Below are 24,010 nucleotides of genomic sequence, written 5' to 3'. Positions count from 1 at the left end.
TTCGGAGATCGGCAAGACAGTTCATGACCGCGCTCAAGCCAGTGATCCGGTGCCGCGAGATCGGAGAGACCGATCTCGATGCGGTGGCCGATCTCTTGACGCGCGGCTTCCCACGACGCTCGCGCGACTACTGGTCGAGCGGGTTGCGGCGGCAAGCGGGCCGCGCCGTCCCTGACGGCTATCCGCGTTACGGATACCTGCTGGACCACAACGGCAGCGCCGTCGGCGTTCTGCTCCTGATCTACAGCGATCGCGGCACCTCCGGAGAGCCGCAGGTCTGGTGCAATCTGTCGAGCTGGTACGTCGAGCCCGCCTTTCGCAACTACGCGACAATGCTGACGCGCATCGCGCAGCGGCGGCCAGAGGTGACCTACGTCAATATCAGCGCCGCGAGGCCGACCTGGCCGATCGTCGAGGCGCAGGGCTTCCGCGCCTATTGCCGTGGCCTGTTTTTCTCGCTGCCGCTGCTCTCGACCGCCGGCCTCGGCTCGCCGGTCGAGCAGATCCAGGCCGACGCCAAGACCGTGGACGGCATTCCACCTGATGAAGCCGACCTGCTCATCCGCCACGCCCGCTATGGCTGCCTCAGCGTTGTGGTGCGATCGAAGACGGGTCCTGCTACGCTGGTGCTGCAGAAGGTCCGCATCCGGCAAGGACGCTTCGCATTGCCGGCGATGCAGCTGATCTACTGCCGCGACATCTCCGACTACGTCGGCTGCGCCGGTGCCATCGGCCGGCTTCTGCTGCTGCACCGCGGCTGCGTTTCCGTCATGGTCGATGCCAACGGACCGATCGACGGCCTCATCGGCATCTACACCGAGCGGCGCGGTCGCAAATACATCAAGGGGCCGCAGCCGCCTCGGCTCGGCGATCTCAGCGACACCGAGCTGCCGATCTACGGGAGCTGAACTAGGCGGCGGCAGCCCTGGCTGCATGCGCGTAGTCCCAATATAGCCGGCGCGCCCGGCTGAACACCGGGCCGATCGGCAAGGTCCGATCATCGATGCGGATCACCGGCGCCACCTTGGCGAAATTGCCGGAGGAGAAGATCTCGTCCGCCTTTAGGAAATCATCGTAGCGCAACGTCGTCTCGACCACGCTGACGCCATCGCCGCGCAAGAGATCGATGACGCGCTGGCGGGTGATGCCGTTGAGGAAGGTGCCGTTCGGCACCGGCGTGAACACGACGCCGTCCCTCACCATGAACACGTTGGCGTTGCCGAACTCGGCGACATTGCCGAGCATGTCCAGCATCAGGCAGTTGTTGAAGCCGCGCGAAGCCGCCTCAATCAGCGCCCGCGAATTGTTCGGGTAGAGGCAGGCGGCCTTGGCGTCGACCGGCGCGCATTCGGCCGTGGGCCGCCGGAATGGCGACAGGGTAATCGCATTGCCGGTCGGCTGCGGCATCGGCGCCTCGTAGATGCAGAGGCACCAATTGGTCGTCTCGGGATCGAACAGCACGCCGCCGCCGGCGCCATGCTGCGCCCAGTACATCGGACGGATGTAGAGCTCAGCCTTCGCGCCGAAGCGCGCGATCCCCTCGCGGGCCAGGCCCATCCAGGTTGCGACGTCCACCACCGGCTTGAGCCGGAAATTGGCCGCCGACTGGTTCACTCGCGCGCAGTGACGATCGAGATCCGGCGTCACGCCCTCGAACGCACGCGCGCCGTCGAACACGGTCGAAGCGAGCCAGGTGGCGTGCGTTCTCACGCCCATGATCGGCGCGTTGCCCTCGCGCCATTCGCCGTCGAAGAACGTCCAGGTCTGCGAATAGCTGACAGGCTTGACGACATGGGTCATGGCGGTGCTCCCGTTCGATGCAAATCGTTCCTGCCGTTCTGACGTGGATATTTTAAGGATTCTCCTCGCCGCATAGTCGCTCATCATCAATTCACGCTTGGCTGCCACAATGGCCGCCGTCTTGGTTAACCCGGAACACTGATGCCACTTGACCCTCGCGCCCAGCGCCTGCTGACAATGGTCGCCGCTGCCGGAGCGGGCGTTCGGGAGCGGCCGAGCCCGGAGCAGCGCCGGCAATCGCTGGCGAAGCTGATGCAGTTCTCGCGCAACGATCTCGGCGCGGTCGTCACGCGGGACGCGCATCTCCACTCTCCCGCCGGTCCGCTCCGATATCGCCTGTATACGCCTGCTGCGGGCGTCACCGGCGGTCGTCTCCCCGGCTTCATCTATTTTCACGGCGGCGGGCTCGTTGCGGGGAGTATCGAAACCCACGACAAGGTCGCGGCGGCGCTCACGGTCGCTTCTGGCTGCCGGCTGCTCTCGATCGACTACCGCCTCGCGCCGGAGCACACGTTTCCCGCCGCGCTGGATGACGCGCTGGCCGCGGTCGAATTCGCCTTTGATGAGGCCGGCACGCTCGGGATCGACAAGGAAAGGCTTGTGGTTGGTGGCGATTCCGCCGGCGCGACGCTCGCTACGACAGTGTGTCAGCGTGTGTCTGGCCGCCTGCCAATCGCGGTGCAATGCCTCATCTGCCCCGTTCTGGATTTTTCGCAAGCTTGGCCGTCTCGCGAGGAGTATGGGAGCGGCTATCTGATCGACGCGGCGACGTGGCAGGCCGACCTCGCCGACTATCTTCCCGAGGGACTCGCTCTGGACGATCCGCGGATCTCTCCTCTGCGCGCGTCTGACTTGGCCGGATTGCCGCCCGCGATCATCCACACGGCGGAATTCGATCCGATGCGAGATGAGGGCAATGCTTACGCCGACAGGCTCGCGGCGGCTGGTTTGGACGTCACGCACGTCTGCCACGACGGCATGGTTCATAATTTCCACGCGCTCGGCGCGATCCTGCCGCAGGCCAAGCCAGCACTGGACCTGATCGGGCGCCAGCTTCGATCGCTGCTGCAGGAGTCCGGTTCGCGCTAATTCAAGACAACCCGGCGAGACATCGTTAGGGTTATTTCGTCGTTGTTGTCGCGAATTATGGACCGCTTTACCGCTGCGCTCATACAAATCGGTCACTCGCGGAATACGAGCAACCTGCATCAGGAAACGATGCGGGAGCGGAGATCGCCGATGCGCAACGAGACGATTGCAATCCACGCCGGCTATGAGCCCGAGGGCACGACCAAGGCGGTTGCGGTGCCGATCTATCAGACCGCCGCCTACGCGTTCGACAGCGCCGATCACGGTGCCGCCTTGTTCAATCTCGAAGTCGAGGGCTATCGCTACAGCCGCATCTCCAATCCCACCACCGCCGTGCTGGAGAAGCGCGTCGCCGAGCTCGAAGGCGGCGTCGGCGCGCTCGCGGTCGGTACCGGCCAGGCGGCGCTGCACTTCGCTTTCGTCAACATTGCCGATGGCGGCGGCAACATCGTCTCGGTGCCGCAGCTCTACGGCACCACGCACACGCTGCTCGGCCACATCCTGCCGCGCCAGGGCATCACCGGGCGCTTCGCGGAAAGTGATCAGCCCGATGCCATCGAGCGTCTGATCGACGAGAACACCAAGGCGGTGTTCGCTGAGACGATCGGCAATCCCGCCGGAAACGTTTGCGACATCGAGGCGCTCGCCAAAGTCGCGCATCGCAACGGCGTGCCGCTGATCGTCGACAACACGGTCGCCACGCCCATCCTGCTGCGGCCGTTCGACTACGGCGCCGACATCGCCGTGCATTCGCTGACTAAATTCCTCGGCGGCCACGGCACCACGCTCGGTGGCATGCTGGTCGACAGCGGCAACTTCCCCTGGAAGCAGCACGCCGACCGCTTCCCGGCCTTCACCCAGCCGGACACCTCCTATCACGGCATGGTCTACGCCGACCATTTCGGCCGCAGCGCCTACATCCAGCGCGCCCGCAGCGTCTATCAGCGCACCATGGGCGCCGTGCTGTCGCCCTTCAACGCCTTCCTGCTGCTGCAGGGCATTGAGACCGTGGCGCTGCGCATGGAGCGCCACGTCGAGAACGCGCGCAAGGTCGCCGAATTCCTGCGCAACGATCCGCGCGTCGCCTGGGTCAACTACACGGGCTTCCCCGACAGCGCCTATTATCCGCTGGTGCAGAAATATCTCGACGGCCGCGCGTCGTCGCTGTTCACCTTCGGCATCAAGGGCGGCATGGAGGCCGGCAAGGCGTTCTACGACGCGCTGAAGCTGATCACGCGTCTGGTCAACATCGGGGACGCCAAATCGCTGGCGTGCCATCCCGCGTCGACCACGCACCGGCAGATGCCTCCGGACGATCAGCGCAGGGCCGGCGTGCTGCCGGAGACGATCCGTCTCTCGATCGGCATCGAGCACATCAGCGACATCATCGAGGATCTCGACCAGGCGCTCGCGCAGGCCTGTCCCGCTCACCGCCAGTTGGACGCAGCCGAGTAGAGCCAACAGCCGATGACCCTGCTGTTCGACAGACATCGCAGGATCACGAGCCCTGCCCTCGTGCCCGTCGACCTCGACGGCCGCGCGCGGCGAGCGGGCGAGCTGACCATCGGGCTCGTCAACAACATGCCGGACAGCGCACTGAAGGCGACCGACGTCCAGATCGCCAAGTTGCTGCAGCAATCCGCGCCGCGCGACGTGCACATCCGGCTGCATTGCTTCTCCTTGCCGTCGATCGGGCGATCGCCGGCAGCTCAAAGCTATCTGGCCCAGGCCTACACGCAGATCGAGCGGCTCGACCGGCTCGGGATCGACGGGCTGATCGTCACCGGCGCGGAGCCCATCGCCGCGCAGCTGCGCGACGAGCCCTATTGGCCTGATCTCACCGCCCTGATCGACTGGGCGAGGACCAACACACGCTCGACGATCTGGTCCTGCCTCGCGGCCCACGCCGCGGTGCTGCATCTCGACGACATCGAGCGGCAGCGGCTCGCCTTCAAATGCTCCGGCATCTTCGACTGCGTGAAGGTCAAGGACGACTGGCTCACGCGCGACATTCACTCCCCGCTCAAGGTGCCGCACTCCCGGCTCAACGCCGTCAACGAGCCATTGCTGGCGTCGCGCGGCTACGACATCCTGACCCGGTCCGAGGACGTCGGCGTCGACATCTTCGCGCGCGACATGCCGAGCCGGTTCGTGTTCTTCCAGGGCCACCCCGAATATGACGCGCTCTCGCTGCAGCGCGAATACATGCGCGACATCGCGCGCTATCTCGCCGGCCAGCGCGACGACTATCCGCGCCAGCCGAAATCCTATTTCAGCGCCGAGACCGAGGCGGTGCTCACCGCGTTCGAGGCGCGCGCCAAGCAAAGGCGAGATCCGACCATGGCGGCTGATCTGCCCGGCCTGACGCTGCGCCCCGACCTCGCCTCGGGAAGCGCGGCGCTGATCCTGTTCAGGAACTGGCTCGCATACCTCGGACAAAGCGGATAGCGGACAACCACACGCATCGCATCGCGCATCCTGATCTGTTAGATTGGCCCGGCATTCCTGCTTCGCAAGGTTCCGATGGCCCGTCGCACCGGCAGCGCCGATCTTCCGCTCCATTCCGGGCGCGTCCCGGCGTGGCTCGGCACGCGCATGGCCTCGCTCGGCGCCATCATCACCCAGGCCATCGTGCATCATTACGGCCGCGACGAATTCCTCGCGCGGCTGTCGCATCCGTTCTGGTTCCAGTCGTTCGGCGCCGTGATGGGCATGGACTGGCACTCGTCGGGGATCACCACCAGCGTGATCGGCGCACTGAAGCGCGGGCTGAAGCCGCTGTCCGGCGAGCTCGGCATCTATGTCTGCGGCGGGCGCGGCGAACATTCGCGCAAGACGCCGGACGAGCTGCGGTTGCTCAGCGACCGGCTCGGCCTCGACGGCGAGGGCTTGGTGCGCACCAGCAAGCTCGTCGCCAAGGTCGACAGCGCCGCCGTGCAGGACGGCTTCGACCTCTATCTGCACGGCTTCTTCGTCACAGCCGACGGCAAATGGACCGTCGTGCAGCAGGGCATGAATGGCGAGGCGCGTCAGGCCCGGCGCTACCACTGGCACTCTCCGGACATCGCCGACTTCGTCGACGCGCCGCACAGCGCGATCGATGGACCCGCGCAGGGCGAGATCGTCAACCTCACCGACAAGCGCGCCGCGCCGTCGCGCAACGCCCAGCTCGAGCTGCTGATCGACCTCGGCCCAGATCGCGTCGTCACCGAGTTCGAGCGGCTGAGCACGCCAACGCCGGTGCAGGCGCAAGCGATGCTGCCGCATCTGATCATGCCCGATCATCACGACGTCAGGCCGAAGGACGTCTTCGCCCGCCGGCTGCACGGCACGCTCGCTGCCGCCGCCGAGCGCGGGCCCGTCGACTTCCCCGAATTGCTGCTCACGCCCGGCGTCGGCGCCCGCACCGTGCGGTCGCTCGCGATGGTCGCCGAGGTCGTGCATGGCGCGCCCTATCGGTTCACGGATCCGGCGCGGTTCTCGCTGGCGCATGGCGGCAAGGATCGGCATCCCTATCCCGTGCCCATCAAGGTCTATGACGAGACCATTCGCGTGCTCAAATCCGCGGTCGGCCAAGCCAAGCTCGGCCGTGACGAAGCGCTGGCGGCGCTGAAGCGGCTCGACGATCAGGCGCGGCAGCTGGAACGGACCGCGACAGGCCCGTCGCTCGATGCCTTCATCGCCACTGAGCGCGCCGCATCGCCGGAGCTGGACGGGCGCTCGGTGTTCGGCTGGGAGCGCGATCTGATCCAGCGCACCGGCGAGGCCTGAGCAGATGCCGGCGCGCAGCGCGGGCGTGCTCGCCTTCCGGCGTCGCGGCGGCACGCTCGAGGTGCTGCTGGTGCATCCGGGCGGGCCGTTCTGGCGCAACAAGGATGCCGGCGCGTGGTCGATCCCGAAGGGCGAGTTCGGCACCGGTGAGACCGCCGAGGCTGTGGCGCGGCGCGAATTCGCCGAGGAGCTCGGCACGGCGCTGAGCGCGCCGCTGGTTCCGCTCGGCGAGATCAGGCAGCGCGGCGGCAAGGTGGTCGAGGCGTTCGCCGCCGAGACCGATCTCGATGCCGGCGCCATCGTCAGCAATGAGTTCGAACTCGAATGGCCGCCGCGCAGCGGCCGTCTGCAGCGTTTTCCTGAGGTCGACCGCGCCGCCTGGTTCGATCTCGCCGAGGCCAGGGCCCGCATCAATCCGGCGCAGGCGGCGTTGATCGATCGTCTCGTGGAGCTCAGCGGAGGGTGAATCGTCACCATCCGCTGCCTCGGGTCAGGCCGCGCGGACGTTGCCGAGGAAGCGCCCGGTCTGGTGCTTCAACTGATCCGACTGGCTGCCGAGCTGGGCCGCCGCGCTCAGCACCTGCGCCGCCGCCGCGCCGACCTGCCCCGACGCCTCGCGCACGCCGACGATGTGCTGCATGACACCCTGGGTGCCCTGCGCCGCCTGCTGGACGCTGCGGGCGATCTCCTTGGTGGCAACGCCCTGCTCCTCGACCGCGGCCGCGATGGTCTCGGTGATCTCGTTCATCTGGCCGATCGTGGTGCCGATCTCGCGGATCGCGGTGACGGTGGAGGTGGTCGCGTCGCGGATCGCCTCGATCTGGCTGGTGATCTCCTCGGTCGCCTTGGCGGTCTGCGCCGACAGCGCCTTGACCTCGTTGGCGACGACCGCAAAGCCCTTGCCGGCCTCGCCCGCGCGCGCCGACTCGATGGTGGCGTTGAGCGCCAGCAGGTTGGTCTGGCCGGCGATGGTCTGGATCAGCGCCATCACCTCGCCGATCTTCTGCGAGGCATGGACCAGTCGCGTGACCATGGATTCGGTCCGGGTCGCCTGCTCCACCGCGTTCTGCGCGATCGACGACGACTGCGTGACCTGCTTGGCGATCTCCTGGATCGACGACGACAGCTGCTCGGCCGAGGCCGACACGGTCTGCACGTTCTTGGCGGTCTGCTCGGCGGCGGCGGCGACCTTGGCGCTCTGGTCGCTGGTGCCCGAGACGATGGTCGACATCGATTGCGCCGAGCTCTGCAACTCGCCCGCCGCACCCGCCGTGGTCTGGATCACCCCGCCGATCGAACGCTCGAACTCGTCGGCGATGCGCGCCAGCACCGCCCGCCGCTCCTCGGCGGCCTGCTGCTTGGCCTGCTCCTGCTCGGCCCTGATGCGCTCGCTCTCGGCGAGATGATCCTTGAGGATCTGCAGGCTGCGCGCCATGCGGCCGATCTCGTTGTGGCGATCGGTGAAGGGCACGTCGAAGTCGAGATGGCCCTTGGTCAGCTCGTCCATCACGGCGCAGGTGCGGTCGAGCGGAACAACGACGCTGCGTCCGAGCCAGAAGGCGACGATCGCGGCAATGAGCAGCCCGGCGAGGGCCCCCACGCTGGCCCACAAGGCGCGCTGATAGACGGCCGCGTCGACGTCGTCGACATAGACGCCGGCCTGAAGCGCCAGCATCTTGTCGCCGCTGCCATAGGCGCCGACATAGGACATCTTCGGCAGCTCAGTGCTGCCGCCGGCGCGTGGAACCTTGTACTCGACGAAGCCTCCGCCGGCCCGCGCGGCGCGGACGATGTCCTGAATCAGCAGCTTGCCAGTGGAGTCCTTGTAGTCCCAGCGGTTGACGTTGATGTATTTCGGGTTGGCGTGGACATAGGTGACGCCCGCATCCGCCGGCCCGGTACCGTACACGCCGAGATAGTCGTTATACTGCCCCCAGCGCATCGCGCCGATCGCGGCGAAGGCCTGCTGCCGCGCCTGCTCCGGCGCGATCTTTCCGGCTGCCGCCGCGGCGTCATAGTGACTGAGCACCTTGATGGCCGATTCAACCAGGTTCCGGACCAGGGCCTGCCGCTCCTCGATGACGGTGCTGCGTAGCATCAGGATCTGCATCGCGGAGACAGCGAACATTGCGATCGACATCACGGCGATGATGGCCGCGAGACGCTGATAGACAGTCAGGTGTCGCATTTTCTGGTTCTCGTTGCATGGACTGTATGCACGATACCAAGCGCACATTAATGGTTTGCTATCCGTGCGTGGATGCGTCGACGAACTAATTAGTCTTTCGAACTATGAATATATCAATGCGCGACATATCACGCGAGCACAACCGACACACTTCGCTCACCGCTCACTAAAACTAACATGCGATAGATTTGGGAAGGACCGGCAGACACCTGACGAGGTCCACGGGTTGACGGCGCCGCGACGCAGGGAGCGCCCGAGCTTTGTGCAGCGGCCCTCGGATCGAGGGTGCAGGGAAGACCAGACATCGGCTGATTCCTGCGGCCCCCGTGCGGAAAACAATGCACGGGGCAGGAACCACAGGTTCAACCGGCTTGCCCGGCCTTCCCTGCGCGACAGTTTACGGTTTATACGCGATCTCCTCGGTGCACCGGGCTTGTTGGCCACCGTGGGCGACAGCTCGCCTGAGGCTCGCTCCCGCCGGACACCAGCATCGGGGTGCCAGGACCACGCGACTTCGCCGTCCATGCCGATGCCACTCGTCAGTTGGCACCTGCATGTCCATCACATCCCGCCCCAACGCTCCTGACGATGCGCAGCGCCCCTCGTCGATGGAGCAGGACCACGACAGAGAACCACGAATTCCGATAAAGCGAAAGCCCAAAATCTGCGCAGACCGGTGCGAGCACAGCGATGTGCCTGAACCGATGGAGAAACTTCGTGTGCGGCGCCTGGCTGTTCCGAGCAATTTGCAGCCCTGCAGCGCGGACCGCCTTGCGCAAGCCCTGCCCGACGGGCGACTCAGCCGGCGCGGGATGCGGCCGCGCGCCCTGGCCGGCGATGCCGCAACGCGAGCAGCATCACGACGGCGGCACAGGAGCAGGTGAAATTGAGCGCCAGCGGCGCATTGCTGCCGAAACGGGTCAGAAGCTCGACCAGGATGGGCGCGGAGATCGCCGATGCGACGTTCATCGGCAGCCCGATCTGCGCCGAGGCCCTAGCGAACGCCGCCTTGTCATAGAACACCAGCGGCATGGTCGCGCGCGCCACCGCAAGCGCGCCGGTGCCGAGGCCGTAGATCAGCATGAACGTCGCGATGGCGACATGCGAGCCGTGGCTCAGCATCAGGAGCAGCATGGCGGCCGGCAGCGCGAGGCCTGCGACGATCGCGGTGGTGATGCCGTCCCAGCGGCCGCCGCCGAGGAAGTCGATCACACGCGCGCTGATCTGGATCACGCCGAGCAGCGAGCCGAAGCCGATGGCCTCCGTGGGCGAAAGACCCTCGGCCTTGAGGAGCTCGATCAGCACAGCGCCCATGCCGAAGGCGACGAAGGCGTTGAGGCCGGACGCGCCAACCAGCAGATAGAACGTGCTGCGCGCCGGCGTGGCCGCCGGCGTCGACTGCGCTGCGTCCGAGCCGGCCGGCAGGGAATCGTGAACGCGGCGCGGCAGCAGGAACACGAACAGCGGCAGCGACACCAGCAGCAGCAGGCCGGCGTAAACGAGGCAGGTGCTGCGCCAGCCGACATGCGCCGACAGCGCCGAGGTGACGGGCCAGAAGATGCTGCTCGACAGTCCGGTGACCAGCATCAGCGCGCCGATGGCGCTGCGGGCACGCAGGCCGGCGACCTCGTTGAGCACGATATAGGAGGCGGTCGAGAGCGTCGCGCTGCCGGCGATGCCGAGCAGCAGCCAGGCCGCGTAATAGGTCAGCGGTCCCTGCGCGACCGACAGCAGCGCATAGCCGGGCGCCGCCAGCAGCGTGCCCGCGATCATCACGCGGCGGCCGCCCTGCTTGACGAACGGCCGCGCCAGCAGCGGCGAGCACAGCCCCATCGACATGTACAGCACCGTGGTGCTGGCGAAGATCGCGGTCAGGTCCATCTCCAGATCCGCCGCCATGGCCCGGCCGATCACCGCCGGCAGGCTGAGCGTGCCCCAGGCGATCAGCTGGGTGACGGCGAGCACGATCAGGACGCGCAGGATGGAGGGATCGGCGATGACGGGGGGCATGGGGACGTGGAGACTTCCGGGAATGAGCCGCCGGATTGCGACGCGGCGCAAACGGGGTTTTAGAGCATTGTGGCCGGGCCAGCCCCGCTGTTTCGGAATTGCGGCCCGCCGCCGATGGGGGGCTGGCGGTCAGGCCGCAGCCTCGGCGCGGGCCGGCCGGCGCCGGCGAAGCAGCACCAGCATCACCAGGGCCATTGACGAGCACGCCAGTGTCAGCCCGAGCAGCGCGTTGCTGCCATAGGCCGTGAGCAGCCCGGCCAGGATGGGCGCGGAGACGGCGGAGAGCAGGTTGAGCGGCAACGCGATCTGAGCCGACGCCTTGGCGAAGGCCGCCTTGTCGTAGAACACCAGCGGCATCGTCGCCCGCGCCACGGCGAGCGCGCCGCTGCCGAGGCCATAGATCGCGATGAAGATCGCCACCGTGGCATGCGAGCCGCCGCCCAGTATCAGCAGCAGCATCGCCACGGGGAGCGCGCAGCCGGCGGTGAGCGCGGTGGTGATGCCATCCCATCGGCCGCCGCCAAGGAAGTCGAGCGCGCGGGCGCCGATCTGAATCACCCCCAGCATCGACCCGAACCCGACCGCTTCCGCCGCCGTCAGTCCCTCCGCCTTCAGCAACTCGATAAAGACGGCGCTGAGGCCCATCGAGACGAAGGCATTGAGGCCGATGGCGGCGACCAGGAGAAGGAACGTGCTTCGCAGCGGCGCATCACGGCCGCGCGCCTCTGTTCCCGGCGCGACCGCTGAGTGATCCCCTGAGCGACCCGGCAGCACGATCACGAGCAGCGGCAGTGAGACGAGCAGCAACAGGCCGACATACACCAGGCAGGTGCCGCGCCATCCGACCGTCGCCGCAATCGCCGACCCCGCCGGCCAGAAGATGCTGCTCGACAGGCCAGTGACCAGCATCAACGCGCCGATCGCGCTGCGCGCGTTGGCGCCCGCGACCTCGTTCAACACGATGTAGGCGGCTGTCGACAGCGCCGCGCTGCCGGCTATGCCGAGCAGCAGCCAGGCGGCGTAGTAGGCGACGGGACCTTGCGCCGCGGCCAACAGTGCGAACCCCGGCGCCCCCAGCAGAGTGCCGGCGATCATCACCTTCCGGGCGCCATGCTCGACGAACGGCCGTGCCAGCCAAGGGGAGCAAATCCCCATCGCGAGATAGAGGATCGAATGACCGGCGAAGATCGCCGGCAATGTCATGCCGAGATCCGCCGCCATCTCGCGACTGAGCACCGCGGGCAGGCTGAGCGTACCCCAGCCGATCAGCTGGGTGACGGCAAGCACGCCGAGCGCGGTCAGCAGTCTCCTCTCCAACATCACCTTGCCCGCCCCATCGACAGCGAGCCGCATCGTACGAAACCGCCATGACAGTCCGACGCGCCTCACGTCCTGCGCTGTTTAGAAGGCCTCGCAATTCACTGATTTTCGTCGCCGCGTATGGGGGACCGGAGCATCCGCTCGTCGAAGGTCGGCTGGCTGCGGCCCGACGACAACTCGCCGGCCGCGGTGTTCCTCGCCTCCGATGCGGCGGCAATGGTCACGGGCGCGGAATATGAGGTGAAGGCCGGCGACAGCGCCAGGGATGTGTGAGGCAGAGGCGGTCAGCCGGCTGCCAGATCACGCGCAGGCTCCGCCAGCCAGCTCACCTCCGGCAGCGCCATCAGGGCGGGCTTGGCGAAGTAATAGCCCTGGAACAGCCGGATGCCGGCCGCGCGCAGCACCGTGAACTCTGCTTCCGTCTCGACACCCTCGGCCAGCACGCCGACGTTCAGCTCGCGCGCCATGGCCGCGACGCCGGCGACGATGATCTGCTTGGCGCGATCCCGATCGATGCCGCGCAGCAGCTCCATGTCGATCTTGATCAGGTTCGGCTGCAGCCGCGCCAGCAGATTGAGCCCGGCATAGCCGGCACCGAAATCGTCGAGCGCGGTCCAGAAGCCGAGTTCCTTGTAGCTCTTGACGATGCGCTCGACATGGTCGGGGCTCGCCATGCGCTCGTTCTCTGTGAATTCGAACATCAGGTTCTGCGCCGGGAAAGCGGCGCGCTTGGCCGCCGCCAGCGATTTCTGGATGCAGGCGCGCGGCTCGTAGACCGCATTGGGCATGAAGTTGATCGACAGCCGCGCACAGGGGTCGGTGAACAGGCGGCCGGCCGTCTCGATCGCCAGCACGCGGGCCGACTGGTCGAACTTGTACAGCTGCGTCTCGGTGAGCTGCGACAGGACGCTGTGCGCGCCCTCGCCATTGGGCCCGCGCACCAGCGCCTCGTAGCCCCAGATCCTCTGGGCCGCCACATCGACGATCGGCTGAAACGCCATCTTGAACGCGAACGGAAGCTCGATCCCGTCAGCACATCCTGCGCATGCGCCCGCCATGGCGTGTCCCCCGGTTGAGCAGGCAAACTACGGACATGGCGTTAACAAACGGAGAAGGAACAAGCGGTCGCGTCCGGCAACCGGGAGATGCACGATCGAGCCCCTTACGGCCTTTCAAGCTGCAATGCTGCGCACTTTCCGACGTTGACCGGCGGCTGTCGCCCGGGGTCTACTGCGCCGCGTCTTCACCACGTCCCCTGGCATGCCGAGCGCGCCGTCGGGTTTCCGAAGTCGCAGCGCCGGTCGAGCGCGCCGGTCCAATCCGCGAAAGAAGGTATGCGGTCCGCAGACACGTCAGCCCTTGCCGCGCAAGCGATCTTGGCAGACCCGCTCTTTCCCTATGCCCGGCTTTGCTACGTGGATTCCGTTCTGAAGCTCTATGCGGAACGGCCTCGGCTCGTCGAGCTGATGCGCGACGCCGCCCGGATCATGACCTATGGCATCGTGATGAGCTATTGGGGTGGTTATCGTCTCCAGGAGTCCTCGACCTGGCTGACCATCTCGCGGCTCAAGACGGTCATGGCACAGTTCGAGGTGGCCAGCGACCGCCAGCTCGATCATATCCTCGCCCGGCTCGTCGACACCGGATACGTCACGCTGCATCAGCCGCCGCAGGATAGCCGTCTGCGCGTCATCCACCCGACGTCCGTCATGATCGAGCATGACCTCGAATGGATGCGGGCCCACTATGTGCCGCTCGCCATCCTCCATGGCGACAGCGCCTATGCGCTCGCCTTGAACGGCGATCCCGGCTTTCACCCGCATCTGCGGGCGGCGAGCATTCCGCTCTTCCCGCACATCGCGCGCAATGTTCTCAGCCAGAACACGGCCATGACCCGGTTTCTCAACCGCGCTTTCGGCGTGCTCGCACTGATGAAGATCGTGCAGGCAATCGCCCGTCGCGATGGTGCGGCGATGTCGTATAGCGCGCTCGGTTCAGCCTTCGGCGTGTCGCGCACGCATGTGCGCGACATTTTTGCAGGAGAGGCCGGCCATGGCGAGGCAATCGTGGCGCGCCGGCGAGGTTTCGCCCTCGCTCCATCGCTCTTGCGCAGCTTCGATCAGCTGGTTGCTGACGGTATGGTGGTGAGTGCGATTGCCTATGAGACTGCGCAGCGTGACCGCGGCGAGGCTCTGCAAGGCCGCCATTGACGCGCCGATATCCGTAAAATTCTTCGTTGACCGTCGAGGCTTCGGGCCTCGACAGTTCCGCTGCAAATCGCTTTGCACGACATGGAGAAGATATGAAAATCATTGCGCGCGCCTTGTTCACGCTCGGGGTCCTTCTGACCTGCGCAAATCTGCTTACAGCCCCCGCGGCCGCGCAGGCGACGACGGTCGCCTATGCCATCGTGGAATTGGATGTTCGTCAGCCGGAAGAGTTCGCCAAGGAATTTTTCCCGCTCGCCGCCAAGATCTTTGCCGAAGCGGGCGGTTCTTTCATCGTGCGGCCCGCGGCCCCTGTCGCCATTGACGATGTTGCCCCCAAGCGCGTGGCTATCATTCGGTTCGACAGCGTTGAAAAGGCAAAGGCGACCTTCGCCTCCGAGGCCTATCGCGAGGCGCGCAAAGTCGGCGACAAATATGCCGGCTTCAAGATCTTCGTTGTCGAGGCTCCCGCCCCTTGAAGACGCTGACGGACGACGCGGACTTTCCTGCCGTTTCCAGGTGGAGCGTCAGGCGTCCCACGGTCCGGCACCGAAGGCATTCGACGGCACGAACGCAAAGCTGGCCACAGGCCGACTGGCTGGATCGATGACAGTGCCCCTCTCTCCGGCGGCGCAACTGACCTTCGTCCGCGGCCGGAGCCGGGTTGCCGGTCATTGATCGGACGACCAACGGGCGCAGTGCGCCGAAATCGTCGGGCCCGGTCCAGAAGCCGAACTCCTTGTAGCTCTTGACGATGCGCTCGACATGGTCGGGGCTCGCCATGCGCTCGTTCTCGGTGAACTCGAACATCAGTTTCTGCGCCGGGAAATCAGCGCGCTTCGCCGCTGTCGACGACTTCTGGATGCGGGCGCGCGGCTTGTAAATGGCCGCCGAAACCGATCCGACGCGGCACGGAATTCGGTGATACCGAAGGGACTGAGCGCCTGCCGCGGCTCACGCATCGTCCCGCCAGCCGGGCTTCATCGTTCTACTTAATCAAACGATTCATTCGCCAAAACACGCGAAACGAAATGCCGCACTGCCGCGCGCTTGACGCGCCGCGGTTCCCCGCCAATCATTAGGTGCAATGTAGATATGCATAAACGCATGACTTCAACCATGCGCCGCTCGTAAACCCTTTAAATTTCAGAAGGTTAGGGAGGATCCATGTCTCGCAATGCTACGACCGACACCACCAAACTGGGCCGCCGCACGTTTCTCGCCGGGTCCGCCGCGCTGGGCGCTGCGGCCGCCGCGGCGCTGCCGGCGCCGGCCATCGCCAGCGGCACGATCGAGCTGCGCATGGTGACGTCCTGGCCGAAGGGGCTGCCCGGCGCCGGCACCGGCGCGGAGCGCCTCGCCCGCACGATCGAGGAGATGTCGGGCGACCGGCTCAAGATCAAGTTCTTCGCCGCCGGCGAGCTCGTCCCCGCACTGAAATGCATGGACGCGGTGATGGATGGCACCGCCGATCTCGGCCACGACGCCTCGTTCTACCATCACGGCAAGAACCCGGCCTTCTCGGTGTTCTTCGCGGTGCCGTTCGGCATGACCGCGCAGGAGCAGGCGGCGTGGATCTATCACGGCGGCGGCTGGCAGCTGTGGGACGAGCTCAATCAGAAGTTCGGCATCATCTCTTTCCCCGCCGGCCAGACCGCGACGCAGTCGTTCGGCTGGTTCAAGAAAGAGATCAATTCGATGGACGACTTCAAGGGGCTGAAGATGCGCATCCCCGGGCTCGGCGGCGAGCTGCTCAAGCGCGTCGGCGGCTCCGCTGTGCTGCTGCCCGCGGGCGAAATCTTCGCGGCGCTGCAATCCGGCGCCATCGACGCGGCCGAGTTCATCGGCCCGCTCAACGATCTCGCGCTCGGCTTCCACCAGGTCGCCAAGATCTCCTATGGCCCTGGCGTGCAGGAGCCCGGCGGCATGATGCAGCTGATGGTCAACCGCAAGAAATACGAGGCGCTGCCGAAGGACCTGCAGGCGATCATCCGAATCGCCGCGCAATGGATGCACGAGGACATGAAGGTCGACTACGACATCGGCTCAGGCCGCACCATGGAGGTGCTGCGGACGCAGCACAATGTCCGCTTCCTGCGGCTCAACAACGACGTGCTGATCGGCCTCGGCAATGCCGCGGGCCAGCTGCTGCAGGACATGATGGACGCCGGCGACGACCACATGAAGCGGACGCTGAAGAGCTATCTCGCCGCGCGCGACAACACGATGCGCTTCCTGCGCTTCAACGAGCAGGCGTTCCTCAACGCCCGCACGCTCGGCATCAAGTACCCGACCGCCTGATGCGTGACCGCCCGGACGCTCGTCTCGCGAGGGTCCGGGCGGTCGCCACCGAAGAAGGCCGCGGGTCCAGCACCCGCGGGCTGCCCGCGTTCATCCATGTCCTGGGGAAGACATGTCATCGATTGCGTCGTTCGTGAAGGGCGTTGAAACGCTCAATGGCTGGGTCGGCAAGGCCGTCGCGTGGCTCGCGCTGGGCACCGTCCTCGTCTGCTTTGCCACCGTCTATCTGCGCTATGCGCTGAACACGAATTTCACCTGGCTGCAGGAGGCCTATGTCTGGCAGCACGCCACCGCGATCGTGCTCGGCGGCGCCTACACCATGATGACCGGCGGCTTCGTGCGGGTCGACATCTTCTACGGCAAGATGACGCCGCGCAACCGCGCCTGGGTCGACCTGTTCGGCACGCTGCTGTTCCTGTTCCCCTTCATGGCGGTGGTCGGCTGGGCGTTCTGGCGCCATTTCTGGAGCGCCGCGGTTGCGGGCGAAGGCTCGCCCAATCCGGGAGGGCTGCCGGCGTGGTGGCTGCTCAAGGGCACGCTGGTGATCTTCGTCGCCCTCACCGTGCTGCAGGGCTTCGCGATGATCGGGCGCTCGCTGCTCGTCTTCGGCGGCCGCGAGGAATTCGCCGGCACCTCGTCCCACTGAACGCATACGAAGGATAGAAATCATGTGGGATCCCGCGGTGACGGGCCAGGTCCTGGCTGCGCTGTTGTTCGGCGTCATCCTGGTCGTGCTGATGTTCGGCTATATCGTCGCCTGGACGCTCGGCGGAATCGCCGTTGCGTTCGGCCTGCTCGGCTGGGGGCTCGGCGTGTTCGACCTCGCGTTGTTCCAGGGGCTAGCCTCGCGCTTCTTCGGCGTCATCACCAATCCGGTGCTCATCGCGGTGCCGCTGTTCGTCTTCATGGGCGTGGTGCTGGAGCGCTCGAAGATCGCTGAGGTCCTGCTCACCACCATGGGCCAGATGTTCGGGTCGATGCGCGGCGGGCTCGGCATCTCCGTCGTCGTGGTCGGCGCGCTGCTGGCGGCCTCGACCGGCGTGGTCGGCGCCACCGTCGTGGCGATGGGCCTGCTCGCACTGCCGGCGATGATGCGGGCCGGCTATGATCCCAAGCTCGCCACCGGCGTGATCTGCGCGGCGGGCACGCTCGGCCAGATCATCCCGCCCTCGACGGTGCTGATCTTCACCGCCGACATCCTGCAGGGCGCCAATTCGGCGGCGCAGCTCGCCAAGGGCAATTTCGCGCCGGATACCGTGTCGGTCGGCGATCTCTTTGCCGGCGCCTTCATCCCCGGAGTCGGGCTGGCCGTGATCTACGGGCTATGGGTCGCGTTCCGCGCCACGATCGATCCGACCTGCGCGCCGGCGCTGGTGATGTCCGCGGCGGACCGCGCCGGCCTCGGCCGCCGGGTCGTCGTCGCGCTCATCCCGCCGCTGGCGCTGATCGTCGCCGTGCTCGGCTCGATCATCGCCGGTGTGGCGACGCCGACGGAATCCGCGTCCGTCGGCTCGATGGGGGCGCTGCTGCTGGCGATCATCAAGCTGCTGGCGGACCATCATTTCGGTGGCAAGGGACCGGCGGTGCTGGAAAAGAAGCTGTTCAACTTCTGGCTCGGCTTCATCGCCACCATTGCCGTGGTGGTCTGGCTCACCGGCGCGTTCGGCCTCCTGACCATGCTGCTCGTGGTGATCGGCCTCGCTCTCGTGCCGGTGCTGACCACCAGGCCGCTGCGCGACAGCTTCCTGGAGACGCTGTTCGAGAGCTCGAAAGGGACGATGACCATCACCTCGATGGTGTTCGTGATCCTGCTCGGCGCCACGGCCTTCGCGCTGGTGTTCACGCGGGTGGGCGGCGATGAGCTGGTGCGCGGCTTCCTGAAGACCATGCCGGGCGGCCAGCTGGGGGCGGTCATGCTGGTCATGACCATCATGTTCATCCTCGGCTTCTTTCTCGACACCTTCGAGATCATCTTCATCACCGTGCCGATCACGGCGCCGATCCTGATCATGATGGATGTCGACCCGATCCTGCTCGGCGTGATGATCGGCCTCGTGCTGCAGACATCTTTCCTGACGCCGCCGTTCGGCTTCTCCTTGTTCTACCTGCGCGGCGTGGCCCCGCCCTCCATCACGACAGGCATGATCTATCGCGGCGCGGTGCCGTTCGTCATCATGCAGCTGCTGGTGGCCGGCCTGGTCTGGGCCCAGCCGATGCTGGCGACGGGATTGCCCAACTACTTCTTCCGCCAAAGCGAGGCTGAAAAGAAGAACGGCGCGCCGCCGCCCGCCTTCAACAGCGACCAGCCGGAGTCGGATGGCGGGTGAGCGCGGCCTGGCGACTGCAATGCAGGCTCACCTGATGCAGGCGCTGAACAGGGCCTGCCGTTCGACGCCGAGCCGTCGTGTTGCGTGAGCGGTTGCAGGCATCGGCGTCCCGCTCAAACCACCTGCCGCAACAGGGCGCTCACGGATAGAAGCCGAGGACCGACTTGGTCTCGAGATACTCTTCCATGCCCTCTAGACCGTACTCGCGCCCATTGCCGGAGCGCTTGTAGCCGCCGAACGGGGCCTGCGGGTCCCAGGCGGGTGCGTTGATGTGGACCTGGCCCGCGCGGAGCTGGGCGGCGACGGCGCGCGCCGCGTCGATATCGGCGCCATGCACGTGAGCGCCCAGTCCGTACACCGTGTCGTTGGCGATCTCGATCGCCTCGTCCACCGTGTCATAGGCCATGATCGCGAGCACCGGGCCGAAGATCTCTTCGCGCGCGATGGTCATGTCGCGCCGGACGTCGGAGAACACGGTCGGGCGCGCATAGAGACCGGCCTTCAGTCCCGCCGGACAGCCGGGTCCGCCGATGACGAGTTTCGCACCTTCCGCCAGGCCTGCCTCGATCATGGACTGGATGCGCGCGTATTGCGCGCGGTTGGCGATCGGCCCGTGCGTCGTCGCCTCGTCCAGCGGGTCGCCGACGACGAATGACGCCGCTGCCTGGCCGGCCAACGCCTCGACCTCGGCGAGGCGCCGGCGCGGCACCAGCATGCGCGTGGGGGCGCTGCAGGACTGGCCGAGATTGCGCATCGCGGCGGCGACACCGAGCGGGATGCAGCGGGCGAGGTCGGCGTCCGGCAGCACGACATTGGGGGACTTGCCGCCGAGTTCCTGGGCGACGCGCTTGACCGTGGGAGCGGCGGCCTGGGCCACGAGCACGCCGGCGCGCGTCGAGCCCGTGATCGAGACCATGTCGACATCGACATGCGACGCCATTGCCTCGCCGACCACCGGCCCGTTGCCCTGCACGAGATTGAAGACGCCGGGCGGACAGCCCGCCTCAGCGATGATCTCGGCGAACAGCAGCGCATTCAGCGGCGAGAGCTCGCTGGGCTTGAGCACCACCGTGCAGCCGGCCGCCAGCGCCGGACCGACCTTGGCCGTGATCTGGTAGAGCGGCCAGTTCCACGGCGTGATCAGCGCGCAGACGCCGATCGCTTCCTTGAGGATCGCGGTGGCACCACGCTGCGAGATGAAGGGAAAGCCGGCCAGATTGTCGCGCGCGACGCGGATGTGCTCGGCCGCCAGCGGCACCTGCGCCTGGCGCGCGTAGCTGATCGCAGCGCCCATCTCGCAGGTCAGCGCCTGCGCGAGCAGTTCCTGCCGTTCGAGGATCAGCGCATGGACACGCGAGAGCAGCGCAGCGCGCTCTTCGGCGCGCGTGCGGGACCAGAGCGGAAAAGCGCGACGCGCGGCAGAGACCGCATGCGCGACATCCGCCGCACGGCCGAGCGGGATCTCGGCCACGACGTCTTCCGTCGCGGGGTTGACGACCGGAGCCCGCTCCGTCCCCTCCGGCTTGCGCCAGCCGCCATCGATGAAGAACGCGTCGAGATGACCCGCCTCGTCCAGATGCCGGATCGGATCGATCATTGAAAGCGGTCCTTGATGCGGTAGTAGGCACCGACCAGAGGCAGGAACCACGGCTTGCCGAAATGGCCGGGGATGGCGGGCCAGGCGAAGTCTTTCCAGGGGTTCAGCGCGGCCTGTCCGTCCATGACCTCGGCCATGATCGTTCCCATCAGCGTGGCCATCTGCGTGCCATGGCCGCTATAGCCCATGGAGTAGTAGATGCCATTGCGTTCGCCCGCGCGCGGCAGGCGATCGCGCGTCATGTCCACCATGCCGCCCCAGCAATAATCGATCCGCACGTCGCGCAGTTCGGGATACACGTCATGAAGCGCGGCGCGGAGGATCGCCCCGCTCTTCTCGTCGGAGGCCGGGTTCGACACGGCAAACCGGGCGCGGCCGCCAAACAGCAGCCGGTTGTCCGGCGTGGTGCGGAAGTAGTTGACGAGGTTCTTGGTGTCGACCGCATTGCGCCTGCGGGGAAGCAGCCTGTCGAGCAGGTCGACGGGCAAGGGCTCGGTGACGATCAGGAAGGCGCCGACCGGCACGATGCGGCGCCGGACCCAGCCGAGCGGCCCAACCTGCGAGATGCCGCTGGCGAGGAGAACCTGCCGAGCCGTGACGCGGCCCTTCGGCGTATCGACGAGGTGGCCGCCGCCGCGCGCGGCGGTCAGGCCGGTCATCGGCGTCTGCTCATGGATGGCCACGCCGCGACGCGCGGCCGCTTCAGCAAGGCCTCGCACGAAGCGACCGACATGCATGGCCGCACTCTTGCGATAGACGAGGCCGCCATAATAGCGCTCCGACCCGATCTCGGACGCAAGGTCCTCGCGCCGGACCATGTGAGTGTCGGGATCGACATGCGCGGCGAGCAGTTCCTGACCGCGCGCCAGCTTGTCGTAATGCTCGGGCTTGGCGGCCAGCTTGATCTTGCCGACGCGGGCGAAGTTGCAGTCGATCTTCTCTTCCGCGACGAGCCGTTCGACCATGTCGACGCCGGCGTCGAACGCGCGATAGAGCGTATCGGCGGCCTCACGCCCGAGCTTGTCGGACATCATCCCGTAGTCCTGAGCAAAGCCGTTGTTGCACATCGCGCCGTTGCGGCCCGAGGCGGCGTGGCCGATCGTCTCTGCCTCGAGCAAGACGACGCGCGCCCCCTTCTTGGCCAACGCCAGCGCGGCCGAGGCACCGGTCAGTCCGCCGCCGACCACCGCCACGTCATATGTGCCTTCGACCGGCCCTTTGGCGCCGCCTGAGAACGGCCCGGACGTGTCCAGCCAGTAGGATGTGAGCTTCATGTATCACCCGGCTCGAAGAGAAAGGAAGATCATGCGTGGTCCCCAGGCAGCTACCAGCCGCGGATCCGCGGCCACTGCGCCTCGATCGCGGCGCTCTCGCCGGCGACCACGTGATAGCGATCATGCTGAGCGCCGGTGGCGCAGGCGTGGTTGGGAAGGATGCGGAGCTTGGTGCCGACGGGAAGATCCGGCAACGGCTGGGACGAGCCGGAGCGGATCGCGAGCGTTCCGTGCTCCTGGTTGGCATGGGCGACGATCAGATCAGGATAGATCCGTCCCGCGAGATCGCACACGAGTCCATAGCCCTGGTCCACCCGCTGCCCCGCCGTACCGCGATCGCGCGAGAGAGCCATCCAGCCGGCGTCGACGATGATCCAGCCCCTCTCGGGCTTGGCGCCGATGACGGTCGACAAAACAGAGAGGGCGATGTCGTCGGTCGCGCAGACGCCGATGCCGTGCATCACCAGGTCGAAGAACATGTAGACGCCCGCCCGCACTTCCGTCACGCCGTCGAGCGCGGCAGCGAAATGCGCCGTCGGTGTCGAGCCGACGCTGACGATGGGGCATGGATGCCCTGCGGCGCGCAGGCGCTCTGCGGCCTTCACGGCGACGGCGCGCTCGTTCTCCGCCGCGGCCGCGAGTGCCTCGGGCGTATGAAGGGCGTAGGATTCGCCCGCGTGAGTCAGCACGCCCGCAAGCGCCGAACCGCCGTCCCTCAATGCCGCGGCGACCTCGAGAAGCTTGTCGTCGTCGACCCGCAGCCCGCCGCGATGGCCGTCACAGTCGATCTCGATGAAGGCAGCCGGCGTCACGCCCGCCGCCTGGCCTGCTTCGGCGAGAAAGGCAGCCTGCTCCACGGTGTCGAGCAGCACCTTGATGTTGATGCCTGCCTTGCGAAGGGTCATCGCGCGACTGGCGGTGTGAGGCGCGATGCCGACGGCATAGGTCATGTCGCGGCAGCCGTGATCGGCGAAGTAGTCCGCCTCCGCCATGGTGGAGACGGTCACGGGACCGGGCCCATGCGGGAAGACATGCCGGGCGACGTCGATCGACTTCGCGGTCTTCATGTGCGGCCGCAGGGTCGCGCCGAGAGCCGTCATGCGGCCGGCAAGACGCGCGATGTTGCGGTCCAGCCGGGTCCGATCGAGAATGAGGGCCGGAGTGGGCAGGCCTTTGAGGCTCGTGGCAGAGGCGTGCGGCATCCCGGCCTCCCTAGTTGAGCGATTGGTTCGAGAGCGCGAACACCCGCGACGGCCCGCTCGGCGGCATCGTGCCACGAACCATGGTGAGCGCATCGCTGACCTGGGCGAGACCGATCGTCTCGAGCCATGCGGACAGGCCGGTCTCGGCCGCCGTGTCGATGCGCACGAAACAGCCTTGCAGGCGTGACAGAGCCGCCAGGATCAGGAGACGCGCCGCATCGGCCGTCGGCGCCACGACGGGGCCGATGACGTGGCCACGGCCAAACAGACGCGCGATCGCGTAGCCGGCGACCTCGCCCGTCTGCAGCAGCACGTCGGCCTCGCCGACCTCCAGCAAACGCTCCAGCAAGGGACGCCGCTCGAAGCCGGTGGCTTCGCGGTCGAGGCGCGCGACGGCCGCGACGTCGGACGCCACCATGGGGCGCACGACGTCGAGCGGAGGAGCCTCGAACTGCCCGGCAGGGCCCTGGTGCTGATGGATCGTGCCGGCTGGCCGGAAGCCCCGTCGGGAATAAAGGAGCTGGCCCTCCTCGGTCGAATTCAGGAGCACCGTTCGCGCGCCCGCCACGGACAGCAGCCTGTCCATGAGCCTGGCGCCATAGCCGCGCCCCTGCGCCGCGCCCGAGACGATGATCATCCCCATGGTGGCGCAGTCCTCGCCATAGGGAAACCACGCGGCCGTGCCGACGACCTCGCCGTCGCGCTCGAGAACGAACCCCTCGCCGAGTTGCAGGGCGAACGCCCAATCCTCGATCCGATAGGGCCAGCGCATCTCCTGGGACAGTTTGAGCGCGCCGGGAAGGTGATGGGCCGAGAACGGGACCAGCGAGACGTCGTCCGCCGCGGTCACACGATCCCGGATGTCTGCGGTTTTCATGCTGCGCTCAGGTATCTCAATGAGGTTTCCACGGGAATTTGGAGGGC

Annotated in this window: 21 protein-coding genes and 1 pseudogene; 12 read left to right on the top strand and 10 right to left on the bottom strand. The window is 66.8% G+C overall.

The annotated features are described in order from the left end of the window. The first annotated feature begins 23 nt into the window (after positions 1–23). Entirely contained in the window at positions 24–908 is an 885-nt protein-coding gene (locus tag ACQR1Y_RS10020) for an acyl-CoA acyltransferase (protein WP_434876101.1), read from the top strand. 1 nt (position 909) lies between these two features. Here the strand turns inward: ACQR1Y_RS10020 and ACQR1Y_RS10015 are convergent, their stop codons facing one another. Beyond that, positions 910–1,800, bottom strand: a complete 891-nt coding sequence (locus ACQR1Y_RS10015; protein WP_434876102.1) for a branched-chain amino acid aminotransferase — start codon at positions 1,798–1,800, stop codon at positions 910–912. A gap of 141 nt (positions 1,801–1,941) precedes the next feature. Between ACQR1Y_RS10015 and ACQR1Y_RS10010 the strand changes: the two genes are divergently transcribed. The 5 genes from ACQR1Y_RS10010 to ACQR1Y_RS09990 all read left to right on the top strand — a co-directional run bounded on the left by ACQR1Y_RS10010 (position 1,942) and on the right by ACQR1Y_RS09990 (position 7,126). Beyond that, on the top strand, positions 1,942–2,889 hold the full coding sequence (locus ACQR1Y_RS10010) for an alpha/beta hydrolase (RefSeq protein ID WP_434876103.1): 948 nt from the start codon (positions 1,942–1,944) through the stop codon (positions 2,887–2,889). A 150-nt stretch (positions 2,890–3,039) separates the two neighbouring features. Next, positions 3,040–4,344 carry an O-acetylhomoserine aminocarboxypropyltransferase/cysteine synthase family protein gene (locus tag ACQR1Y_RS10005; RefSeq protein WP_434876104.1) on the top strand — a complete coding sequence of 435 codons (1,305 nt, stop codon included), beginning with the start codon at positions 3,040–3,042 and terminating at the stop codon, positions 4,342–4,344. A 12-nt stretch (positions 4,345–4,356) separates the two neighbouring features. Continuing rightward, positions 4,357–5,337: a homoserine O-succinyltransferase MetA gene (gene metA, locus ACQR1Y_RS10000; protein ID WP_434876105.1), complete on the top strand. Its 981-nt coding sequence runs from the start codon at positions 4,357–4,359 to the stop codon at positions 5,335–5,337. A 75-nt stretch (positions 5,338–5,412) separates the two neighbouring features. Next, positions 5,413–6,660 carry a DUF763 domain-containing protein gene (locus ACQR1Y_RS09995; RefSeq protein ID WP_434876106.1) on the top strand — a complete coding sequence of 416 codons (1,248 nt, stop codon included), beginning with the start codon at positions 5,413–5,415 and terminating at the stop codon, positions 6,658–6,660. 4 nt (positions 6,661–6,664) lie between these two features. Further along, the gene (locus ACQR1Y_RS09990) at positions 6,665–7,126 is read left to right on the top strand and encodes an NUDIX domain-containing protein (protein WP_434876107.1); all 462 of its coding nucleotides are present in this window, start codon (positions 6,665–6,667) and stop codon (positions 7,124–7,126) included. 24 nt (positions 7,127–7,150) lie between these two features. On the opposite strand, the gene ACQR1Y_RS09985 is transcribed toward ACQR1Y_RS09990, so the two are convergent. The 3 genes from ACQR1Y_RS09985 to ACQR1Y_RS09975 all read right to left on the bottom strand — a co-directional run bounded on the left by ACQR1Y_RS09985 (position 7,151) and on the right by ACQR1Y_RS09975 (position 12,178). Continuing rightward, complete coding sequence (locus ACQR1Y_RS09985; RefSeq protein ID WP_434876108.1) at positions 7,151–8,848, bottom strand: methyl-accepting chemotaxis protein; 1,698 nt, start codon at positions 8,846–8,848, stop codon at positions 7,151–7,153. A gap of 798 nt (positions 8,849–9,646) precedes the next feature. Further along, positions 9,647–10,858 (bottom strand): MFS transporter, encoded by a 1,212-nt coding sequence (locus ACQR1Y_RS09980; RefSeq protein WP_434876109.1) that lies wholly within the window; start codon positions 10,856–10,858, stop codon positions 9,647–9,649. Positions 10,859–10,987: 129 nt separating this feature from the next. Beyond that, positions 10,988–12,178 carry an MFS transporter gene (locus ACQR1Y_RS09975; RefSeq protein WP_434876110.1) on the bottom strand — a complete coding sequence of 397 codons (1,191 nt, stop codon included), beginning with the start codon at positions 12,176–12,178 and terminating at the stop codon, positions 10,988–10,990. 120 nt (positions 12,179–12,298) lie between these two features. Here ACQR1Y_RS09975 and ACQR1Y_RS09970 point away from each other — a divergent pair, with 120 nt between their 5' ends. Then, positions 12,299–12,451: a hypothetical protein gene (locus ACQR1Y_RS09970; protein ID WP_434860111.1), complete on the top strand. Its 153-nt coding sequence runs from the start codon at positions 12,299–12,301 to the stop codon at positions 12,449–12,451. An 11-nt stretch (positions 12,452–12,462) separates the two neighbouring features. Here ACQR1Y_RS09970 and ACQR1Y_RS09965 read toward each other — a convergent pair whose 3' ends face one another. Continuing rightward, a complete protein-coding gene (locus ACQR1Y_RS09965) occupies positions 12,463–13,236 on the bottom strand; it encodes an EAL domain-containing protein (RefSeq protein ID WP_434876111.1) in 774 nt (257 codons plus the stop codon). 144 nt (positions 13,237–13,380) lie between these two features. Between ACQR1Y_RS09965 and ACQR1Y_RS09960 the strand changes: the two genes are divergently transcribed. Then, positions 13,381–14,388 (top strand): hypothetical protein, encoded by a 1,008-nt coding sequence (locus tag ACQR1Y_RS09960; protein ID WP_434876112.1) that lies wholly within the window; start codon positions 13,381–13,383, stop codon positions 14,386–14,388. A gap of 92 nt (positions 14,389–14,480) precedes the next feature. Beyond that, entirely contained in the window at positions 14,481–14,864 is a 384-nt protein-coding gene (locus ACQR1Y_RS09955; protein WP_434860108.1) for a DUF1330 domain-containing protein, read from the top strand. Positions 14,865–15,084: 220 nt separating this feature from the next. Here ACQR1Y_RS09955 and ACQR1Y_RS09950 read toward each other — a convergent pair. Next, positions 15,085–15,273: pseudogene (locus ACQR1Y_RS09950) on the bottom strand (EAL domain-containing protein); the annotation flags it as partial. 279 nt (positions 15,274–15,552) lie between these two features. On the opposite strand from ACQR1Y_RS09950, the gene ACQR1Y_RS09945 reads away from it, so the two are divergent. From ACQR1Y_RS09945 to ACQR1Y_RS09935, 3 genes are all read left to right on the top strand, one after another. After that, complete coding sequence (locus ACQR1Y_RS09945) at positions 15,553–16,686, top strand: TRAP transporter substrate-binding protein (RefSeq protein WP_434876113.1); 1,134 nt, start codon at positions 15,553–15,555, stop codon at positions 16,684–16,686. A gap of 112 nt (positions 16,687–16,798) precedes the next feature. Continuing rightward, positions 16,799–17,332, top strand: a complete 534-nt coding sequence (locus tag ACQR1Y_RS09940) for a TRAP transporter small permease subunit (protein ID WP_434876114.1) — start codon at positions 16,799–16,801, stop codon at positions 17,330–17,332. 22 nt (positions 17,333–17,354) lie between these two features. After that, positions 17,355–19,013 (top strand): TRAP transporter large permease, encoded by a 1,659-nt coding sequence (locus ACQR1Y_RS09935; RefSeq protein ID WP_434876115.1) that lies wholly within the window; start codon positions 17,355–17,357, stop codon positions 19,011–19,013. Between the two features lie 139 nt (positions 19,014–19,152). Here ACQR1Y_RS09935 and ACQR1Y_RS09930 read toward each other — a convergent pair whose 3' ends face one another. The 4 genes from ACQR1Y_RS09930 to ACQR1Y_RS09915 are packed head-to-tail and all read right to left on the bottom strand — an operon-like array spanning position 19,153 to position 23,963. Further along, on the bottom strand, positions 19,153–20,610 hold the full coding sequence (locus ACQR1Y_RS09930; protein ID WP_434876116.1) for an aldehyde dehydrogenase family protein: 1,458 nt from the start codon (positions 20,608–20,610) through the stop codon (positions 19,153–19,155). Next, entirely contained in the window at positions 20,607–21,884 is a 1,278-nt protein-coding gene (locus ACQR1Y_RS09925; RefSeq protein WP_434876117.1) for an NAD(P)/FAD-dependent oxidoreductase, read from the bottom strand. The genes ACQR1Y_RS09930 and ACQR1Y_RS09925 overlap by 4 nt, the downstream gene beginning before the upstream one ends. 50 nt (positions 21,885–21,934) lie before the next feature. Beyond that, positions 21,935–23,086, bottom strand: coding sequence for a DSD1 family PLP-dependent enzyme (locus ACQR1Y_RS09920; protein WP_434876118.1), 1,152 nt, complete (start codon positions 23,084–23,086; stop codon positions 21,935–21,937). Between the two features lie 10 nt (positions 23,087–23,096). Next, a complete protein-coding gene (locus ACQR1Y_RS09915; protein WP_434876119.1) occupies positions 23,097–23,963 on the bottom strand; it encodes a GNAT family N-acetyltransferase in 867 nt (288 codons plus the stop codon). Positions 23,964–24,010: the final 47 nt, after the last annotated feature.

This window comes from Bradyrhizobium sp. HKCCYLRH3099, assembly GCF_051167855.1.
In the GTDB taxonomy this organism is placed as follows: domain Bacteria; phylum Pseudomonadota; class Alphaproteobacteria; order Rhizobiales; family Xanthobacteraceae; genus Bradyrhizobium.
Note: the sequence above shows the minus strand (reverse complement) of the source record. Positions and strands in the feature narration are given on the sequence as shown.

What these genes read in the sequence shown, in the direction of transcription:
- ACQR1Y_RS09920 (WP_434876118.1), bottom strand. Translation starts at nt 23,086, where the DNA reads ATGCCGCACGCCTCTGCCACGAGCCTCAAAGGCCTGCCCACTCCGGCC.
- ACQR1Y_RS10015 (WP_434876102.1), bottom strand. Translation starts at nt 1,800, where the DNA reads ATGACCCATGTCGTCAAGCCTGTCAGCTATTCGCAGACCTGGACGTTC.
- ACQR1Y_RS09925 (WP_434876117.1), bottom strand. Translation starts at nt 21,884, where the DNA reads ATGAAGCTCACATCCTACTGGCTGGACACGTCCGGGCCGTTCTCAGGC.
- ACQR1Y_RS09980 (WP_434876109.1), bottom strand. Translation starts at nt 10,858, where the DNA reads ATGCCCCCCGTCATCGCCGATCCCTCCATCCTGCGCGTCCTGATCGTG.
- ACQR1Y_RS09940 (WP_434876114.1), top strand. Translation starts at nt 16,799, where the DNA reads ATGTCATCGATTGCGTCGTTCGTGAAGGGCGTTGAAACGCTCAATGGC.
- ACQR1Y_RS09990 (WP_434876107.1), top strand. Translation starts at nt 6,665, where the DNA reads ATGCCGGCGCGCAGCGCGGGCGTGCTCGCCTTCCGGCGTCGCGGCGGC.
- ACQR1Y_RS10005 (WP_434876104.1), top strand. Translation starts at nt 3,040, where the DNA reads ATGCGCAACGAGACGATTGCAATCCACGCCGGCTATGAGCCCGAGGGC.
- ACQR1Y_RS09985 (WP_434876108.1), bottom strand. Translation starts at nt 8,848, where the DNA reads ATGCGACACCTGACTGTCTATCAGCGTCTCGCGGCCATCATCGCCGTG.
- ACQR1Y_RS09995 (WP_434876106.1), top strand. Translation starts at nt 5,413, where the DNA reads ATGGCCCGTCGCACCGGCAGCGCCGATCTTCCGCTCCATTCCGGGCGC.
- ACQR1Y_RS09945 (WP_434876113.1), top strand. Translation starts at nt 15,553, where the DNA reads ATGTCTCGCAATGCTACGACCGACACCACCAAACTGGGCCGCCGCACG.
- ACQR1Y_RS09955 (WP_434860108.1), top strand. Translation starts at nt 14,481, where the DNA reads ATGAAAATCATTGCGCGCGCCTTGTTCACGCTCGGGGTCCTTCTGACC.
- ACQR1Y_RS09930 (WP_434876116.1), bottom strand. Translation starts at nt 20,610, where the DNA reads ATGATCGATCCGATCCGGCATCTGGACGAGGCGGGTCATCTCGACGCG.
- ACQR1Y_RS10010 (WP_434876103.1), top strand. Translation starts at nt 1,942, where the DNA reads ATGCCACTTGACCCTCGCGCCCAGCGCCTGCTGACAATGGTCGCCGCT.
- ACQR1Y_RS09935 (WP_434876115.1), top strand. Translation starts at nt 17,355, where the DNA reads ATGTGGGATCCCGCGGTGACGGGCCAGGTCCTGGCTGCGCTGTTGTTC.
- ACQR1Y_RS09915 (WP_434876119.1), bottom strand. Translation starts at nt 23,963, where the DNA reads ATGAAAACCGCAGACATCCGGGATCGTGTGACCGCGGCGGACGACGTC.
- ACQR1Y_RS09975 (WP_434876110.1), bottom strand. Translation starts at nt 12,178, where the DNA reads ATGTTGGAGAGGAGACTGCTGACCGCGCTCGGCGTGCTTGCCGTCACC.
- metA (WP_434876105.1), top strand. Translation starts at nt 4,357, where the DNA reads ATGACCCTGCTGTTCGACAGACATCGCAGGATCACGAGCCCTGCCCTC.
- ACQR1Y_RS10020 (WP_434876101.1), top strand. Translation starts at nt 24, where the DNA reads ATGACCGCGCTCAAGCCAGTGATCCGGTGCCGCGAGATCGGAGAGACC.
- ACQR1Y_RS09965 (WP_434876111.1), bottom strand. Translation starts at nt 13,236, where the DNA reads ATGGCGGGCGCATGCGCAGGATGTGCTGACGGGATCGAGCTTCCGTTC.
- ACQR1Y_RS09970 (WP_434860111.1), top strand. Translation starts at nt 12,299, where the DNA reads ATGGGGGACCGGAGCATCCGCTCGTCGAAGGTCGGCTGGCTGCGGCCC.